The 18,022-nt window shown below is 75.0% G+C and carries 11 protein-coding genes and 1 pseudogene; 8 read left to right on the top strand and 4 right to left on the bottom strand.

Annotated features, from left to right (window positions below):
• Positions 1-174: 174 nt before the first annotated feature.
• Together AC5K6T_RS01145 and AC5K6T_RS01150 are read right to left on the bottom strand one after the other, a co-directional pair.
• Positions 175-948 (bottom strand): SDR family NAD(P)-dependent oxidoreductase, encoded by a 774-nt coding sequence (locus tag AC5K6T_RS01145; RefSeq protein WP_493204847.1) that lies wholly within the window; start codon positions 946-948, stop codon positions 175-177.
• A gap of 203 nt (positions 949-1,151) precedes the next feature.
• Positions 1,152-1,820: an MOSC domain-containing protein gene (locus AC5K6T_RS01150; protein ID WP_493204848.1), complete on the bottom strand. Its 669-nt coding sequence runs from the start codon at positions 1,818-1,820 to the stop codon at positions 1,152-1,154.
• A gap of 80 nt (positions 1,821-1,900) precedes the next feature.
• Here AC5K6T_RS01150 and AC5K6T_RS01155 point away from each other — a divergent pair, with 80 nt between their 5' ends.
• Positions 1,901-2,812, top strand: a complete 912-nt coding sequence (locus AC5K6T_RS01155; protein ID WP_493204849.1) for a LysR family transcriptional regulator — start codon at positions 1,901-1,903, stop codon at positions 2,810-2,812.
• Between the two features lie 104 nt (positions 2,813-2,916).
• Here the strand turns inward: AC5K6T_RS01155 and AC5K6T_RS01160 are convergent, their stop codons facing one another.
• Positions 2,917-3,246 carry a WhiB family transcriptional regulator gene (locus tag AC5K6T_RS01160; protein WP_493204850.1) on the bottom strand — a complete coding sequence of 110 codons (330 nt, stop codon included), beginning with the start codon at positions 3,244-3,246 and terminating at the stop codon, positions 2,917-2,919.
• Between the two features lie 398 nt (positions 3,247-3,644).
• On the opposite strand from AC5K6T_RS01160, the gene AC5K6T_RS01165 reads away from it, so the two are divergent.
• The 4 genes and pseudogenes from AC5K6T_RS01165 to AC5K6T_RS01180 form a co-directional block, all read left to right on the top strand.
• Positions 3,645-4,256 carry a response regulator transcription factor gene (locus AC5K6T_RS01165; protein WP_003948568.1) on the top strand — a complete coding sequence of 204 codons (612 nt, stop codon included), beginning with the start codon at positions 3,645-3,647 and terminating at the stop codon, positions 4,254-4,256.
• 303 nt (positions 4,257-4,559) lie between these two features.
• Entirely contained in the window at positions 4,560-5,147 is a 588-nt protein-coding gene (locus AC5K6T_RS01170; protein ID WP_493204851.1) for a sigma-70 family RNA polymerase sigma factor, read from the top strand.
• Positions 5,148-5,458: 311 nt separating this feature from the next.
• A complete protein-coding gene (gene guaB, locus AC5K6T_RS01175) occupies positions 5,459-6,967 on the top strand; it encodes an IMP dehydrogenase (protein WP_493204852.1) in 1,509 nt (502 codons plus the stop codon).
• A 129-nt stretch (positions 6,968-7,096) separates the two neighbouring features.
• Positions 7,097-8,218: pseudogene (locus AC5K6T_RS01180) on the top strand (GuaB3 family IMP dehydrogenase-related protein); the annotation flags it as partial.
• 824 nt (positions 8,219-9,042) lie between these two features.
• Here the strand turns inward: AC5K6T_RS01180 and AC5K6T_RS01185 are convergent.
• Positions 9,043-10,251, bottom strand: a complete 1,209-nt coding sequence (locus AC5K6T_RS01185) for a nucleotide sugar dehydrogenase (RefSeq protein ID WP_493204853.1) — start codon at positions 10,249-10,251, stop codon at positions 9,043-9,045.
• A 450-nt stretch (positions 10,252-10,701) separates the two neighbouring features.
• Between AC5K6T_RS01185 and AC5K6T_RS01190 the strand changes: the two genes are divergently transcribed.
• From AC5K6T_RS01190 to AC5K6T_RS01200, 3 genes are all read left to right on the top strand, one after another.
• Positions 10,702-12,408: a glycerol-3-phosphate dehydrogenase/oxidase gene (locus tag AC5K6T_RS01190; protein WP_493204854.1), complete on the top strand. Its 1,707-nt coding sequence runs from the start codon at positions 10,702-10,704 to the stop codon at positions 12,406-12,408.
• Positions 12,409-12,735: 327 nt separating this feature from the next.
• A complete protein-coding gene (locus AC5K6T_RS01195) occupies positions 12,736-14,793 on the top strand; it encodes a serine/threonine-protein kinase (RefSeq protein ID WP_493204855.1) in 2,058 nt (685 codons plus the stop codon).
• Positions 14,794-14,937: 144 nt separating this feature from the next.
• On the top strand, positions 14,938-17,925 hold the full coding sequence (locus AC5K6T_RS01200; RefSeq protein ID WP_493204856.1) for a serine/threonine kinase C-terminal domain-containing protein: 2,988 nt from the start codon (positions 14,938-14,940) through the stop codon (positions 17,923-17,925).
• The last annotated feature ends 97 nt before the right edge of the window (positions 17,926-18,022 follow it).

Below are 18,022 nucleotides of genomic sequence, written 5' to 3' on the forward strand. Positions count from 1 at the left end.
GCCGTTCCGCCGTGCCCCGCATCCACCGGTGGCGCCCCGGCCTGCCATGTCCCGGTCCGCCATGTCCCGGTCCGCCATGTCCCGGTCGGCCGTGGTCCCGCTACCGCGCTCCGGTCGGCCCCGCTCCGGTCGGCCGTGGTCCGGCCCACCGCGCTCCGGCCCACCGCGCTCCGGCTACCGCGGCCCGTACTTCCGTCCCGTGCGGGAGGTCATCCCGCCCAGCACGCCGCGCGGCAGCACCTTCACCACGCCCATCAGCGCCTTGTAGCGCGGGTCCGGGATCGACACGGTCCGGCCGCGGGCCAGGTCGGCCAGCGCGGCCTCGACCAGTTTGTCGGCGTCCAGCCACAGCCAGCCCGGGATGTTGTCGGTGCCCATCCCGGCCCGCTGGTGGAACTCCGTGCGCACGAACCCCGGGCACAGCGCCATCAGCCGCACGCCGCTGCCCGCCAGATCGCGGGCCGCGCCCTGGGTGAACTGGACGACCCACGCCTTCGAGGCGCCGTAGGTGCCGCGCGGCACGAACGCGGCGACGGAGGCGACGTTGACGACGCCGCCCCGCCCGCGTTCGCGCATCGCCCCGGTCGCCGCCGAGGTCAGGCGCAGCACGGCCTCGCAGTGCACCTTGAGCATCCGCAGCTCGTCGTCGAGGGACACCTCCAGATAGCGGCCCTTGTTGCCGAACCCGGCGTTGTTGACCAGCAGGTCGACCGGCGCACGCCGGTCGGACAGCCGGGCCGCGACGGCGTCGATGCCCGAGTCCGTCGCCAGGTCCGACACCAGCACCGTCACCTCCACCCCGTGCCGGTCGTGCAACTCGGTCGCCTGCTCGGCCAGCCGCCGCGCGTCCCGCGCCACCAGCACGAGGTCGTGCCCGTCCGCCGCCAGCCGCCGAGCGAACGCGGCACCGATCCCCGCCGTCGATCCCGTAATGAGAGCCGTTGTCATGGCGCAAGGCTAGTGACCCCGACCGGCGCGCCGGGGCCGGGTGTGCGCCGCTCCGCGTCGGCTCGCGCGGCTCCGGCCGGCGGGTCCGGACACCGACCCGTGCCGTCCCCTCCCCGGGTGCCCGGTGCCCGGCCGTACCGGTCGTTCCCGCCGCCCGCCGCCCGGCCCGCAGGCGCGGCCCGGGCGGGGGCGGTGACGGTCGCTCAGCCTCCGTGCTCCGCCGCGTACTTGAGGGCCTTCGCCCGCCACCCGGGGTGCAGCGCCTCGCCCGCGGCCAGCAGGTCCGGGAGCTGTTCCCGGCACGTCGTCACGGCCCGGAACGCGCGCGCGACCGTCACCGCGTGGCCGGGCCGGTGCACCACCTCGACCGGGTCGCCCGCGCGGATCTCACCCGGCCGGACCACCCGCAGATACGCCCCGGGCGCCCCGCGCTCGGTGAACCGCCGTACCCACCGCTCCTCGCCGAGGTGGCCCTGGAAGGTCCGGCAGGGGACACGGCCCGAGGTGACCTCCAGGACCAGCTCCCCGCCGATCCGCCAGCGCTCGCCGATCAGCGCGCCGGAGACGTCGACGCCCAGCGTGGTGAGGTTCTCGCCGAACGCGCCGTTCGCCAGCTCCCGTCCCAGCTCCGCCTCCCAGGCGTCGAGATCCTCCCGGGCCACGGCGTACACGGCCTGGTCGTCGCCGCCGTGGTGCCGGGTGTCGCACACCGCGTCCCCGGCCAGCCCGCTGCCCCCGATCCCCTTGGGGCCGGGTGCGGCGACCCGCACCGCCTCCTCGGCCGGCCGCTTGTCGATGCCGGTCAGCCCCTCCGGCTGGTCGGTGTAGGGGACGGCCGTCGCACGGCCCAGGTTCACGGACAGGAGTTTCATGACCGAACGGTAAACCGTCCGGCATCAAAGCCGCGACGGGGAATGTGCCGCCGCATCCAAGCAAGGCTTATGCTCAAGGGGTGATCGAGGCCCGACATCTCCGTGTGCTGCGTGCCGTCGCCGCCACCGGCTCCTTCTCCGCGGCGGGGCGTGAGCTGGGCTGCACCCAGCCCGCCGTCAGCCAGCAGATGAAGGCCCTGGAGTCCTCCGTCGGCACCCCGCTGCTGGTCCGCGGCGGCCGCGAGATGCGGCTCACCCAGGCCGGAGAGGCCCTGGTCCGGCACGCCGCCGGCATCCTCGCGGGGCTGACCGCCGCCGAGGAGGAGGTCGCGGCCATCGCTGGGCTGCGTGCGGGCCGGGTCCGGCTGGTGTCCTTCCCCAGCGGCAGCTCCACCCTCGTGCCCACCGCTCTCGCCGCGCTGCGTGCCGCCCACCCCGGCACCCGCGTCTCCCTGGTGGAGGCCGAGCCGCCGAGGTCCGTGGAGATGCTGCGCGAGGGAGACTGCGACATCGCGCTCGCCTTCCGCTACGAGGGTGCGGCGGGAGCCCAGGAAGAGGAGTGGGAGGACCTCGTCGTACGGCCGTTGCTGACGGACCGTCTGGTCGCGCTGGTGCCCGAGCGGCACCGGCTCGCCCGCGGCGGCCCGGCCGGTGCCGTCGCGATCGGCGAGCTCGCCGACGAGCCCTGGATCGCGGGCTGCCCGCGCTGCCGGGGCCAGCTGGTCGCGGTCTGCGAGGGTGCGGGCTTCACCCCCCGCATCGACTTCGCCACCGACGACTACCCCGCGGTGGTCGGCCTGGTCGGCGCCGGGCTCGGGGTGGCCGTCCTGCCCCAGCTCGCCATCGAGTCGGTACGCCCCCGGGGGGCGCGCGCGGTGACCCTGGAACCCGCGGTGCGGCGCGAGATCGTCGCGCTCACCCTGCCCGACCTGGCCCAGGTGCCGGCGGTGGCCGCCACCCTCGACCGGCTGGCGCGGGCGGCCGGCCGCTGACCGCCGCACCCGGCCGCCGGCCCGAGCGCCCCGAGGCCGTCCGGGCCCGGTGACCTGCGGGCACGCGCGTGCCCGCCCTCGGCCCCCTCCGAAGAAACGTTCCTTCAGGTGTTCGAAGCGGTGTCGCCGCCAGTGGTCGACGCCGTCACCAGGCGATGACGCGCCCGGCCCATCAGTTCCTCGCGTTCGTCCTCGGTCAACCCGCCCCACACGCCGTACGGTTCGCGCACCGCCAGCGCGTGCGCCGCGCACTGCGCGCGGACCGGGCACCTCATGCAGACCTCCTTGGCCGAGTTCTCGCGAGCGCTCCGGGCCGCCCCGCGCTCGCCCTCCGGATGAAAGAAGAGCGAGCTGTCCACCCCGCGGCAGGCAGCCAGCAGCTGCCAGTCCCACAGGTCCGCGTTCGGTCCGGGAAGGCGGGAGAAATCTGCCATTGCGTGACCCCTTGTAGCTGTTCTGGGCGGCTGTAGCCGTTCTGGGCGGATACGGTGCCCACGACCGTACAACTACGATCTAAGGAGATGAAAATATGACTCATTGCGAATCTAGCCTCAGACACCAGGAAAAGGGAAGAAAAGGGGCCGAACGGGGCATGGTTGTGATGAAACGTTGAGGGTCCGCCGCCGCTGCCTCCGCTGTGTCCGCGCCCTCACGTAGAGTGCCGAAGGCGACAGACCGGCCCGTAACTCTTTCGAGTGACCGTCGTTGGTAGTGCGGAGGCGGTTGAAAACACAAGCGCTCGGGCAGGCGTCCGAGACGGTCGACCGCACAGGTGACGATTCGTACCAGCCTGGAGGCTCAAGGTGACGCGCATCAGCTGCGGAGGGCGGCCATGACTTCCGTCCTCGTCTGCGACGACTCCCCGCTTGCCCGAGAGGCGCTCCGCCGCGCGGTCGCGACCGTGCCCGGCGTCGAGCGCGTGACGACGGCGGCCAACGGCGAGGAAGTCCTCCGCCGCTGGGGTGCCGACCGTTCGGACCTCATTCTGATGGACGTACGCATGCCCGGTCTGGGCGGCGTCGAGACCGTACGGCGGCTGCTGTCCGCCGACCCCGGTGCACGCATCATCATGCTCACCGTCGCGGAGGACCTGGACGGCGTCGCCCTGGCGGTGGCCGCGGGCGCCCGCGGGTACCTGCACAAGGACGCCTCGCGGGCCGAGCTGCGGGCCACGGTGACCCAGGCGCTGGCCGACCCGACCTGGCGGCTCGCCCCGCGGCGGCTGCGCTCCGCGGAGATGGGCGCGGCCCCGACGCTCACCGCGCGGGAGATCCAGGTGCTGGAAGGCATGAGCCACGGCCGGTCCAACGCCGAGATCGGACGGGAGCTGTTCCTCTCGGAGGACACCGTCAAGACCCACGCGCGCCGGCTGTTCAAGAAGCTCGGTGCGTCCGACCGGGCCCACGCCGTCGCCCTGGGCTTCCGGTGGGGGCTGGTGCGCTGACCCCCGCGCGGCGGGTGACGGCCGGCCGTCCGGGGTCCGGCGCCCGGTGCGGGCGGCCGGGTGCGGGAGCCGGCCGCTGGTTCCGTGCCCTCCCGCGCCCCTCGGGGCGCGGGGCCCGGGGCGCGGGTGCTCGTTTCGGCGCGGATGCCGCATCCTTGAGATGTGGAGTTCCTCGGGGACGAGTCGGTCGAGCGGAAGAGGAGGGCGCAGGGGATGAGTTCCGGCGCACCTGCTCATAACGCTTCGGTGCACAACGACGGACGCGGTGCCACGGACCAGACGGCCGCAAGGCACCATGGACCGATGCGTGACGACGAGGTGAGCCGTGCCCAAGGGGTGGTCGGCGCACTCGTCCACCGCGCGGTCGACGGGGACGAGCAGGCCACGCACGACCTGCTCGCCCATGTCCACCCCCTCGCGCTGCGCTACTGCCGCACCCGGCTCTCCCGGCTGCCGGGCGACGCGCGTCATTTCGTCGAGGACCTCGCGCAGGAAGTCTGCGTCGCGGTCCTCCTCGCGCTGCCCCGCTACCGGGACACCGGCCGGCCCTTCGAGGCGTTCGTCTTCGCGATCGCCTCCCACAAGGTCGCCGACCTGCAGCGGGCCGCGATGCGCCATCCGGGCTCCACGGCGGTCCCCTCCGACGAGATGCCCGAGCGGGCGGACGACTCCCTCGGCCCCGAGGAGCGCGCCCTGCTCAGCAGCGACGCCGAGTGGGCCAAGAAACTGCTGGCCAACCTGCCGGAGAACCAGCGTGAACTGCTCCTGCTGCGGATCGCGGTCGGCCTGACCGCCGAGGAGACGGGCCAGATGTTGGGAATGTCACCCGGGGCGGTCCGGGTCGCCCAGCACCGCGCGCTGAGCCGGCTGCGGGCGCTCGCCGAGCAGTGAGGGCGGCCCGGCCGCCGCGCGGTGCCGGGTCCGCTCACGCCGGCCGGCCCCGCCGGCCCCGGCCGAGCGCCGGCCCCGGCCGCCCGTGCCCCCGTTGTGCCGGAGCCGGCCCGCAGCCGGCCCGTCCCCCGTCCGGCACGGTCCCGGTCCCGGGCTGAACGTGCCGCGGCCGCGGCACGTACCCGTCCGCGCGGGGCGCGGGGACGTACGAACCTACGAAGCGGTCCGGGGATCCCGGCCGTGGAATGAGACGGGTGCACTTCCCGTTAGCATGGACATCCGCACCGATCAAGGCCATTGGGGAAGGTGTCATGACTGCCAACGTCGACGGAGTGCCCGGTAAATTCGCGACACTCGGGCTGACCTACGACGACGTGCTGCTGCTGCCGGGCTCGTCGGACATGGCGCCCGACGAGATCGACACCGCCTCGTACGTCTCCAAGAACGTGCGGGTCAACATCCCGCTGCTGTCCGCCGCGATGGACAAGGTCACCGAGTCGCGCATGGCGATCGCGATGGCCCGCCAGGGCGGTGTCGGCGTGCTGCACCGCAACCTGTCCATCGAGGACCAGGCCAACCAGGTCGACCTGGTCAAGCGCTCCGAGTCGGGCATGGTGACCGACCCGATCACCATCCACCCGGACGCCACGCTGGCCGAGGCCGACGCACTCTGCGCGAAGTTCCGCATCAGCGGGGTCCCGGTCACGGACGGCGACAAGAAGCTGCTCGGCATCGTCACCAACCGCGACATGGCCTTCGAGAGCGACCGCGCCCGCCGGGTCCGCGAGGTCATGACGCCGATGCCGCTGGTCACCGGCAAGGTCGGCATCTCCGGTGTGGACGCCATGGAGCTGCTGCGCCGGCACAAGATCGAGAAGCTGCCGCTGGTCGACGACGCGGGTGTCCTCAAGGGCCTGATCACGGTCAAGGACTTCGTCAAGGCGGAGAAGTACCCGAACGCCGCCAAGGACTCCGAGGGCCGCCTCCTCGTCGGCGCGGCGGTCGGTGTCGCCGGGGACTCCTTCGAGCGGGCCCAGGCGCTGATCGAGGCGGGTGTCGACTTCATCGTCGTCGACACCGCGCACGGCCACTCCCGGCTGGTCGGCGACATGATCGCGAAGATCAAGTCGAACTCCTCCGGCGTCGACGTCATCGGCGGCAACGTCGCCACCCGGGACGGCGCCCAGTCCCTGGTCGACGCGGGTGCCGACGGCATCAAGGTCGGCGTCGGACCCGGCTCCATCTGCACCACGCGCGTGGTCGCCGGTGTCGGCGTCCCCCAGGTCACGGCCATCTACGAGGCCGCGCTGGCCGCCCGCGCGGCCGGTGTCCCGGTGATCGGCGACGGTGGCCTGCAGTACTCCGGCGACATCGCCAAGGCCCTGGTCGCGGGCGCCGACACGGTCATGCTCGGCTCGCTGCTCGCGGGCTGCGAGGAGTCCCCGGGCGAGCTGCTGTTCATCAACGGCAAGCAGTTCAAGTCGTACCGCGGCATGGGCTCCCTCGGCGCCATGCAGACGCGCGGCGACCGCAGGTCCTTCTCCAAGGACCGCTACTTCCAGGAGGGCGTCGCCTCCGACGAGCAGCTCATCCCCGAGGGCATCGAGGGCCAGGTGCCCTACCGCGGCCCGCTGGCCTCGGTCGTGCACCAGCTGGTCGGCGGGCTGCGCCAGTCGATGTTCTACGTCGGCGGCAGCACCGTGCCCGACCTCCAGGCCAACGGCCGGTTCGTCCGCATCACCTCGGCGGGGCTGAAGGAGAGCCACCCGCACGACATCCAGATGACGGTCGAGGCGCCGAACTACAGCCGGACCAAGTGAGCCGCACGCGCGCGTGAGGCGTGCTCCGCACGGACGAGGGCGGCCCCGGGAGTGCTCCGGGGCCGCCCTCGCCGTGCCCGTCGGCGATACTGGAAGACGCTGAAACGCATCAGGGAAAGGCCACACATCGTGACTGAGATCGAGATCGGGCGCGGCAAGCGCGGCCGCCGGGCGTACGCCTTCGACGACATCGCCGTCGTCCCCAGCCGCCGTACCCGGGACCCGAAGGAGGTCTCGATCGCCTGGCAGATCGACGCCTACCGCTTCGAGCTGCCCTTCCTGGCCGCCCCCATGGACTCGGTCGTCTCCCCGGCCACCGCGATCCGCATCGGCGAGCTCGGCGGCCTCGGCGTGCTCAACCTCGAAGGGCTGTGGACCCGCCACGAGGACCCGCAGCCGCTGCTCGACGAGATCGCCGAGCTGCCGGCCGAGGCCGCGACCCGCCGTATGCAGGAGATCTACGCCGCCCCCGTCAAGGAGGAGCTGATCGGGGCGCGGATCAAGGAGGTGCGCGACTCCGGGGTGGTCACGGCCGCCGCGCTCTCCCCGCAGCGCACCGCCCAGTTCTCCAAGGCCGTCGTCGACGCCGGGGTGGACATCTTCGTCATCCGCGGCACCACGGTCTCGGCGGAGCACGTCTCCGGCGCGCACGAACCGCTGAACCTGAAGCAGTTCATCTACGAACTCGACGTCCCGGTGATCGTCGGCGGCTGCGCCACGTACACCGCGGCCCTGCACCTGATGCGCACCGGCGCGGCCGGCGTGCTGGTCGGCTTCGGCGGCGGCGCCGCGCACACCACGCGCAACGTGCTGGGCATCCAGGTGCCGATGGCGACGGCGGTCGCGGACGTCGCGGCGGCCCGCCGCGACTACATGGACGAGTCCGGCGGCCGGTACGTGCACGTCATCGCCGACGGCGGCGTCGGCTGGTCCGGCGACCTGCCGAAGGCCGTCGCCTGCGGCGCCGACGCCGTGATGATGGGCTCCCCGCTGGCCCGCGCCACGGACGCCCCCGGCAAGGGCCACCACTGGGGCATGGAGGCGGTCAACGAGGAACTGCCCCGCGGCAAGAAGGTCGACCTCGGCACGGTCGGCACCATCGAGGAGGTCCTCACCGGCCCCTCGCACACCCCGGACGGCTCGATGAACTTCTTCGGCGCCCTGCGCCGCGCCATGGCCACCACCGGCTACAGCGAGCTGAAGGAGTTCCAGCGCGTCGAGGTGACGGTCGCCGACGCGCAGCACAAGCGCTGCCCGGGTGCGTGCGGGTCGGGAGTGCGGCGTCCGGGCGGGGCGTGGGCGCGGCGGCCCGGTGCCGCGGCCGCGGTCCTACGCGCCGGTCTTCTTCGCGGTGGAGAACGCCGTGACGGCGCCGATCGCGAAGAACAGGAACGTCATCGGGTCGGCCGTCTCCTTCCAGGCCCGGGTCAGCCCGTCGAAGTGGTCGACGAACATCGAGGTCGCCGAGACGCCGAACTCGTCGGAGAAGATCAGCGCGATGCCCAGGAGCTGGCCGAGGCAGACGGCACCGAGGGCCAGCACGCCGGCGGCCACCGGCAGCACCGGGTGGGAGCGGCCCGCCCGGCCGGCGCAGAAGCCGACGAGGGCGCCGACGCCGAGCGCCGCGTAGCCGATCTCCCGCTCCGTCGCACCGACGATCGCGCCGTAGACGCCGGCGCTGACCAGCGCGCCGAGGAGCGCGGCGAGAAGGCCGAGCGCGAGGTTGGCGCCCCGCGCGGGCGCGACCGGGACGGCCGGGGAGAGGGCCGGGGCCTGCTGCCCGGCGAAGGGGTTGCCCCCGGAGGGCTGCGGCTGCGGCGCGGTGCCTTCGGCGGTGCCCTCGACGGACGGCGGCGATGCTGACTGGGTCATGACAGGAGTCCCCCCACGGGATGCTGTGAACGAACGCCGTCCGCACGGTTGTGCGGTCGGCGAGGGCGCACGTTAGCAGGCCCGGGGGGCGGGGACGCCAGTCGATATGCCGCACGATCCGCTGGTCGGGGGGGTGCGCGGACCGGAGGGGCCGGGCGGCTGCGGGGCACGGTGCCGGGGCGAAGGGCGGGCCGGCCGTGCCGTCACAGGCGGTGGGCCGCTCCCGTGGGGGTGGCGCCGCGGGTGTCCAGGAGGAGCTGGGCCTTCACGGACAGGCCCTGCAGGTCGTAGGTGCGGTGCTGCTGGAGCAGGATCGTGAGATCGGCCTCGGCCGCCGCCTCGTACAGGGAGTCCGCGCGGGGCAGCGGGCGGTCCAGGACCGTCCAGGCCGGGACGTGGGGGTCGTGGTAGCTGACCAGGGCGCCGAGGGACATCAGACGGACCGCGATCTCGTGCGCGGGCGAGCCCTGCTGGTCGGCCAGGTCGGGCTTGTAGGTGACCCCGAGGAGCAGGACGCGGGCCCCGCGCGCGGACTTGCCGTGTTCGTTGAGCAGGGTGGCCGCGCGCTGGACGACGTAGCGCGGCATCTGCTCGTTGACCTGGCGGGCCAGGTCCGCCATGCGCAGGCCGCGGCCGGTGCGGGCGGTCAGGTCCTGGGAGGCGGTGTGCCCGCCGACGCCGGGCCCGGGGCGGAAGGCCTGGAAGCCGAACGGCTTGGTCTCGGCGCAGCGGATGACGTCCCACAGGTCCACGCCCAGGTCGTCGCAGAGGACGGCCATCTCGTTGACGAGGGCGATGTTGACCTGGCGGTACGTGGTCTCCAGCAGGTGCACGGCCTCCGCCTCGCGCAGACCGCGGGCGCGGACCACCTTGTCGGTGACCCGGCCGTAGAAGGCGGCGGCGGACTCGGTGCAGGCGGGGGTGAGGCCGCCGATCACCTTCGGGGTGTTGGCGGGGGTGAAGTGGCGGTTGCCGGGATCCACCCGGGTGGGGGAGTAGGCGAGGTGGAAGTCCCGGCCGGCGCGCAGGCCGGAGGTCTCCTCCAGCAGCGGGCGCAGGAAGGACTCCGTGGTGCCCGGCAGGACGGGCGACTCCAGGATCACCGTGGTGTGCGGGCGCAGCCGGGCCCCCAGGGTGCGCGCGGCCGACTCCACCTGGCCGAGGTCGGGGCCGCCGTCGGCCGCGCGCGGGGTGGGCGCGCAGATCACCGCGGTGCGTACCCGGCCCAGTTCGGCGGGCCCGTCGGCCGGCCGGAAGCCCTCCGAGAGCATCCGGCGCAGTTCGGCGGGGCTGAGTGAACCGGACTCGGGCCCGGTGCGGTAGCCGACGGTGGGGATGCCGGCGGCGACGGCGGCCTGGGCCAGCGGCAGGCCGAGCGGGCCGAGTCCGATCACGGCGAGATCTGCGGGCATGGCGGGGGCCGTCCTTCCCAGTAACCGAAGCGGGACAGGTGCGCAAGCCGTGTGGACAGAACGAGCGAGCGCACTGTCAGACTAGGAGTAAATATGACCGATATGCCGCATTGTCTCGATGTGTCGCCCGGGTTGATGGCGGCAGTCGCCCGGGACGGTGGCGGTCGGTCAGGGCGGTGACGGCCCCTCCATGGCGGTGCCGGCCGCTCCGTGGCGGTGCCGGTGGCCGCCCCGGGGCGATGGCGCTGTGACGGTCGTCCGGGCGGTGACGGCCGTCCGGGACGGCGGCGTACGCGTGCCCGTCGGCCGGAGTTGTCCACAGGCCGCCCGCCCGTGGTGGCTGAAGTCGGGCAAGCCGGTCAGAATCTGGGCAGGGGGAGTGGGCAGGGAGGACGGACGGGGCCGTACCCGACGGGTGCGGCAGGCGCGACCGAAGAGCGGGAGGCAGCGGTGAGGACAGCGACACTGGGGCCGGCGCAGCGCGCCGAGGCACTCGCGGCCATGGCCGAGCACGAACTGGACCTCCTCGTCGTGGGCGGTGGTGTGGTCGGCGCCGGCACCGCGCTCGACTCCGCCACCCGCGGGCTGTCCACGGCGCTGGTCGAGGCCCGGGACTGGGCGTCGGGCACGTCGAGCCGGTCCAGCAAGCTCATCCACGGCGGCCTGCGCTATCTGGAGATGCTCGACTTCGCCCTGGTGCGCGAGGCGCTCAAGGAGCGCGGCCTGCTGCTGGAGCGGCTCGCACCGCACCTGGTGAAGCCGGTGCCGTTCCTGTACCCGCTCCGGCACCAGGGCTGGGAGCGGCTCTACGCGGGATCGGGTGTCGCGCTCTACGACGCCATGTCCATGGCCCGCGGACACGGCCGCGGGCTGCCCGTGCACCGCCATCTGGGCCGCCGTCACGCGCTGCGCGTCGCCCCCTGCCTGAAGAAGGACGCCCTGGTCGGCGCCCTCCAGTACTACGACGCCCAGATGGACGACGCCCGCTATGTGACGAACCTGGTGCGCACCGCCGCCGTCTACGGCGCCCAGGTCGCCAACCGCGCCCGCGTCACCGGCTTCCTGCGCGAGGGCGAGCGCGTCGTCGGGGCGCGGGTGCGGGACGTCGAGGCGGGCGGGGAGTACGAGGTCCACGCCAAGCAGATCGTCAACGCCACCGGGGTGTGGACCGACGACACCCAGGCCATGGTCGGTGAGCGCGGGCAGTTCCACGTCCGCGCGTCCAAGGGCATCCACCTCGTGGTGCCCAAGGACCGCATCCACTCCAGCACCGGGCTCATCCTGCGCACGGAGAAGTCCGTCCTGTTCGTCATCCCCTGGGGGCGGCACTGGATCGTCGGCACCACCGACACCGACTGGGACCTGGACAAGGCCCACCCGGCCGCCTCCAGCGCCGACATCGACTACCTGCTGGAGAACGTCAACTCGGTGCTCGCCGTGCCGCTCACCCGCGACGACGTCGAGGGCGTCTACGCCGGTCTGCGCCCGCTGCTCGCCGGGGAGTCCGACGCCACCAGCAAGCTCTCCCGCGAACACACCGTCGCCCACCCCGTGCCGGGCCTGGTCGTGGTGGCCGGCGGCAAGTACACGACGTACCGGGTGATGGCCAAGGACGCCGTGGACGAGGCGGTCCACGCACTCGACCGGCGGGTCGCCGAATGCGTCACCGAGGACATCCCGCTGGCCGGTGCCGAGGGCTACCGCGCCCTGTGGAACGCCCGGGCACGCATCGCCGCCCGCACCGGACTGCACGTGGTCCGCGTGGAGCACCTGCTCAACCGTTACGGCTCGCTGACGGAGGAACTGCTCGAACTCATCGCCGGCGACCCCTCGCTGGGCGAGCCCCTCCAGGGCGCCGAGGACTATCTGCGCGCCGAGGCCGTCTACGCCGCCTCGCACGAGGGCGCCCGCCACCTCGACGACGTCCTGACCCGGCGCACCCGCATCTCCATCGAGACCTTCGACCGCGGCACCCGCTGCGCCCGGGAGGCCGCCGAGCTGATGGCGCCGGTCCTCGGCTGGGACACCGACCACGTCGAACGGGAGGTGCAGCACTACGAGAAGCGGGTCGAGGCGGAGCGTGAGTCCCAGCGCCAGCCCGACGACCTGACCGCGGACGCGGCCCGGCTGGGAGCGCCGGACATCGTGCCGCTGTGACCGGTCGTGCCGTGTGACCCGGCGTGCCGCCGTGACTCCCGACCGGGGCCGGGGAGGCCACGGCACCGGGCCGCCGGAGCACCGGCCCGAGCGGGCCGAGGGGCCGCCGACGGGGCCGGGTGCGCGGCGCGCGGTGCCGTGCGGTGCGGGTTCCGCCTGGTGGCGGGCCCGGGTGAAGTGGTGTCACGCGGGCGGGGGAGAGCGAGGCTCCGAGCCGCGCCGGGGCAGCGGCACGGGTGCGCGGAGCCAGGGGCCCCCGCGGCAAGGGGTACTTGTCGGGTGAGGGACAATGGAGCCTCTGTCAGGGCGGGTTGCACGAGGGGACGCATGTCGGAGGCGGAGCGGGCGGGAGCATCCCGTCAGGACGAGAACGCACGTCTCCTCGCCGGGCGGTACCGGCTGGGAGATGTGCTCGGCCGCGGCGGCATGGGCACGGTGTGGCGGGCCGAGGACGAGACCCTCGGGCGCACGGTCGCCGTCAAGGAGCTGCGGTTCCCGTCGAACATCGACGAGGAGGAGAAGCGCCGGCTGATCACCCGGACCCTGCGCGAGGCCAAGGCCATCGCCCGGATCCGCCACAACAGCGCGGTGACGGTCTTCGACGTGGTCGAGGAGGACGACCGGCCCTGGATCGTGATGGAGCTCGTCGAGGGCAAGTCCCTCGCCGAGGCCATCCGGGAGGACGGCCTGCTCGCACCCCGGCGCGCCGCCGAGGTCGGGCTCGCGGTCCTCGACGTGCTGCGCTCCGCCCACCGGCAGGGCATCCTGCACCGCGACGTGAAGCCGTCCAACGTGCTGATCGCCGACGACGGCCGGGTCGTGCTCACCGACTTCGGCATCGCCCAGGTCGAGGGCGACCCGTCCATCACCTCGACCGGCATGCTCGTCGGCGCGCCCTCCTACATCGCCCCCGAGCGGGCCCGCGGCCACAAGCCGGGCCCCGCCGCCGACCTGTGGTCGCTGGGCGGACTGCTGTACGCGGCGGTCGAGGGCGTGCCGCCGTACGACAAGGGGTCGGCTATCGCCACGCTCACCGCGGTGATGACCGAGCCGCTGGACGAACCGAAGAACGCCGGACCGCTCGCCGAGGTCATCCGGGGCCTGCTCACCAAGGACCCCGCCGAACGGCTCGACGACGCGGGAGCCCGGGCCCTGCTCGACGCGGTGGTCGAGGGCTTGGACCGGGCCGGTGAGGAGCCGCAGGACGCGACGAGGGCCGTGCCGCTGCCGGCGCAGACCGGCCCCGGCGGACGGCGGGGCGAGGCGGCCGCCGGGACCGGACTGCGCGGTGCGCTGCGCTCGGTGCGCCGCGGCTCCGCCGGGCAGGACCGCGCGGCCGGAGCCGCCGCGACCGCCCCGGAAGCCGCGTCCGCGACGGCCGCGAAGACTCCTCCCGCGACTCCGGAGACCCCTGCCACCCCTGCCACCCCTGCCGGCTCGGCCAAGCCCGCCCCGGCGGCCGCCGCTCGGCCCGCGGAGGAGGCCGGGCCGGGCGAGGCGGCCGCCGGCGGCCCGGGGGGACGGACCCCGGCGGGCGGCCGGAGCACGGGATGGCCTGTCGTGCCGCCGCCCGACCTGCCCGCTCGGCCCGCGCGCCGCGCCCCGCTGACCGACGTGGTGTCCCGGCGCACCCTGGTGATCATCGCGGTGGCCGTCGTACTCGCCGTCCTCGGCACCGTCCTCGCCCTCACCCTCGGCGGCGGTGACGCCGACTCCGCCGGCCCCGGCCGGGACACCGGGTCCTCCGCCGGGGCGTCCGGCGCCGACACCCGCAGCGACCGGGCGGGCGGCAGCGGTCCCGACGGCGGCAACTCCCCGTCCGCGGGCCGGGGCACGCAGTCCGGCGCGAGCGGCGCCGCCACCCCCGGCGCGGCCGCGGACGGCGACGGCCCGGCCGACGGCTCCGGCGACGCGGCCTCCCACGGCTCCGACGACGCCGACGGCTCCGGCGACGGCGCGGCCACGACGCACCGGGGCGCCCAGGGCTACTCGATCGGGCTGCCCGAGGGCTGGGCGTACAAGTCCACCGGGAACGCGGGGGATCGTTTCACCGGCCCCGGCGGGCAGAAGCTGCTCATCGGCTGGACCAGCACCCCGAAGGACGACCCGGTCGCCGACTGGCACGCCCAGGAGCGCTACATGAAGCGCTCGCAGTACCAGCGTATCCGCATAGCGTCGGTGGACTACCGCGGCTGGGACGCCGCCGACTGGGAGTTCACCTACACCGAGGGCGGCACCCGGTTCCGCAGCGTCGACCGCGGGTTCGTCGTCGACGACCACCAGGGGTACGCGCTGATGTACACCGCCGAGGCCGACTCCTGGAACGGGGCGCCGCGCCGCGACACCTGGCTGACCCTCACGAAGACCTTCCGGCCCAAGGACTGAGCCGCTCCCCGGACGGGTGAGATCCCCCATCCCCTCGCTGCGGGTCGCCCACGGCACGTATCGTGAGTGCTTGCGAACCGTACGCACCCGGAACGGGGCGCCGCACGAACGGAATTGACAGCCGGGTGGCCCGGGGGAGGCAACGTGGACGACTACGCGGGACGGGTGCTCGCCGACCGCTACCGCCTGCCGCTGCCGCCCTCCGAGGAGTACGAACTCACCGAGACGCGCGCCTTCGACACCTACAGCGGGCAGGAAGTCCTGGTCCGGCAGGTGCCGTTGCCGGAGGTCGTCGAGGCGGAGGTGCTCGACGCCGAGGGGCTGCCCGCCGGGTTCACCGCGCGGGACCGGGACGGCCGGCGTCCGCCCCGGCCCGGCAGCGGCCGGCGGCCCGCCGACCCGGTCGTACGACGGGCCGTGGAGGCCGCGCAGGCCACTGCCGCCATCCCCGACCACCCCCGGCTGGACCAGGTCTTCGACGTGTTCGCCGAGGGCGGTTCGCTGTGGATCGTCAGCGAGTCGGTGGCCGCCCGGCCGCTCGCCGCGCTGCTCGCCGAGCGGCCGCTGACGCCGTACCGGGCCGCCGAGGTCGCCTCGGACGTGCTGATGGCGCTGCGCGTGCTGCACGGCCACGGCTGGGTGCACCGCAACATCACCGCCCGCACCGTGCTGGTCTGCGACGACGGCCGCGTCCTGCTCACCGGCCTCGCCGTCGGCGTCGTCGAGGAGGCGCTGTGCGGCTACGACCCCGTACCGGCCGGGGACGACACCGGCACCCCGCCCGGCCCGCCGCCGCACACGGGCGACGGCCTCTCCGGCGGTGCGCCGGCCGGGCGGAGCGGGCCAGGGGCCTCCGCCCCGGGCGGCGGGACCACGGCCGGCGACGTGGAGGCCGCCCGCCGGGCCGCCATCGAGGCGCGGGGCGCGTCCCGGACGCCCGCCGGACCGGACGGTGGAGCCGACCGGACCGGCGAGCCCGCCCGCAGAGCCCTGGAGAGCGGTGACGACGTCCGGGCGGCGCGCGCCGGGGCGATCGCCGCGTACCGCGCCGGAGCGCGCGCCGCGGCCCGCGTCCAGGGCACTCGGCCCGACGGCCCGCAGGCCGCCCTGCCGAACGGTCACGGCCCGCAGGCCGTCCCTCAGGCTGTTCCGCCGGATGGTCACGGCCCGCGGGCCGCCCTGCCGGGCGGGTACGGGCAGCCCCGCGGTCCGTCCGGCACGGAGCTTCCCGGGCCGCACGCACCCGGACCCGCGTCGCCGCACGCACCCGGACCCGCGTCGCCGGACGCACCCGGACCCGCGTCGCCGGACGGCTCCGCCCTGCCACCGGGCGCGCCGCAGCCGCCGTACGCCCCGGGACCGCACGAGAACGGGCCGCACGAGCCGGGGCCGCATGCTCCGGGACCGTATGCCACCGGACCGGACACCCGCGGCCCGGGGACCCGGGCCCCGGACGCCCGCGGGCCCGACCGCCGAGGCCGTGCGGACGGCGGTGCCACGCCGCCGGGGCAGATAGCGGACCCGTACGGGGTGCAGGCCCGGCCCTGGCACGGCGCCACCCCCCGTCCGGTGCGGGGCGGAGCCCCGCAGGGCCCGGCGCCCCGCACACCGCTCGGCCCGCCCGCGCCCGGCGCCGGAGCCGGCCGCCAGGCTCTGCCGCCGGCCGGACACACCCCCGGCCGGACCCCCGTACCGGTCCCCCCGCTGCCCGCGGGGCCCGGGGCCGCCGCGCCCCGGGCACCGGCCTCCGCCGCTGCCGCGCTCACCCCCGCGAGCGGCTCCGCCGCCGCCTCGGCGGGGCCGCCGGCCGGCGGCTGGGACGCACCGGCCGCCGCCGCTCCCGGACGGCGCGGCCCCGCCACCGCGCTGGCCGCCGAACGCGCCCGGCAGGCGCGGATGGCCGTCGTGGGCGCGGTCACCGAGCGGTGGGCGCCGGAGCAGGCCGGGCCCGTGCACGAGAACTGGCAGCTCGCCGCGCCCATCGGCCCCGCCACCGACCTGTGGGCGCTGGGCGCGCTCCTCTTCCGGGCGGTCCAGGGGCACGCGCCCTACCCGGAGGAGTCGACGGCCGAACTGGTGCAGATGGTGTGCGCGGAACCGCCGGCGTTCGCCGAGGAGTGCGGGCCGCTGCGCCCGGTCGTGGAGTCGCTGCTGCGTCAGGACCCCACCGAACGCCCCGGCTTCGAGGAACTGCGCGGCTGGCTGCGCTCCCTCGTGCGGTCGGCGCCCGAGCCCGACGCCGGGACGCACGTCGTGCCCGTGCCGCCCGCCGACCCCGGGCGGCTGCCGATCGTCCGGCGGCGCGGCGAACTCGTGCGCAGACGGCGCGCCGGACTGCCCGCGCCCCACGGGCGGCACAAGCGGGCCCGGCAGGAGGAGCGTTCGCCGCGCAGCCTGGGCCGGACCCTGCTGGTGGCGGTGCTGCTGGCGATGGCCGCCGCGATCGCGTACGCCATGCTGTTCCTGCCCCGCGCCGACGAGGCCGGCAGCGCGGGCGCGCCCCGCCCGGACCGTACCGGCGCGGCCGGCCAGGCCGGGCAGGCGCCCGACGACGGCACACCGCAGGCCAGCAGCGCACCGCACCCCGACCAGACCACGCCCGGCGACTCGCCCACCGGGCCGGCCGGTTCGGGGCAGCCGCAGACCGGCGGCACCGACGAGCCGGACCAGGCCGCCGTCCCCGACGGCTTCACGCTGCGGTCCGACCCGGCCGGCTTCCGGCTCGCCGTCGCCGACGGCTGGGACCACACCGGGCGCAACGGCAGCGGCCAGGTGCGCTACACGCACGGCGCGTTCGAGCTGATCGTCGTCCCCGGACGGGACGGCGCCGCCGAGTTCGGCGCCGACCCGATGGAGTACCAGCGGGAGCGGGAACCGGAGCTCCAGCCCTACCGCGACTCCAGCTGGGCCACCGCCACCGGACTGAAGACCGTCTCGGTGGGCGGACGGACCATGGCCGAGGGGCAGTTCACCTGGACCGGCGCCGACGGACGCGAACTCTTCGTGCGCAACGTGGCGATCCTCCTCGACGGCCGCTACCACGTGGTGCAGGTGCGCGGCCCCGAGGCCGAACGCGACGAGGTGACCCGCCTGTACGAGCAGGCGGCCACGACCTACACCCCCACCCGCTGAGCCGCAGGCCCCCGAACGGTTCCCTTCCGTCACGCAAAGCGACAACCGTCACAGTGCGGTATCCGAGCGGCCCCCCTGGTTCCGTGCCGGGGCACCG

Source organism: Streptomyces sp. B8-7 (assembly GCF_058833805.1).

Excerpts from the sequence above, each read along its gene's own strand:
- AC5K6T_RS01150 (WP_493204848.1), bottom strand. The coding sequence starts at position 1,820 with ATGAAACTCCTGTCCGTGAACCTGGGCCGTGCGACGGCCGTCCCCTAC.
- AC5K6T_RS01165 (WP_003948568.1), top strand. The coding sequence starts at position 3,645 with ATGACTTCCGTCCTCGTCTGCGACGACTCCCCGCTTGCCCGAGAGGCG.
- AC5K6T_RS01195 (WP_493204855.1), top strand. The coding sequence starts at position 12,736 with ATGTCGGAGGCGGAGCGGGCGGGAGCATCCCGTCAGGACGAGAACGCA.
- AC5K6T_RS01185 (WP_493204853.1), bottom strand. The coding sequence starts at position 10,251 with ATGCCCGCAGATCTCGCCGTGATCGGACTCGGCCCGCTCGGCCTGCCG.
- AC5K6T_RS01160 (WP_493204850.1), bottom strand. The coding sequence starts at position 3,246 with ATGGCAGATTTCTCCCGCCTTCCCGGACCGAACGCGGACCTGTGGGAC.
- AC5K6T_RS01170 (WP_493204851.1), top strand. The coding sequence starts at position 4,560 with ATGCGTGACGACGAGGTGAGCCGTGCCCAAGGGGTGGTCGGCGCACTC.
- guaB (WP_493204852.1), top strand. The coding sequence starts at position 5,459 with ATGACTGCCAACGTCGACGGAGTGCCCGGTAAATTCGCGACACTCGGG.
- AC5K6T_RS01145 (WP_493204847.1), bottom strand. The coding sequence starts at position 948 with ATGACAACGGCTCTCATTACGGGATCGACGGCGGGGATCGGTGCCGCG.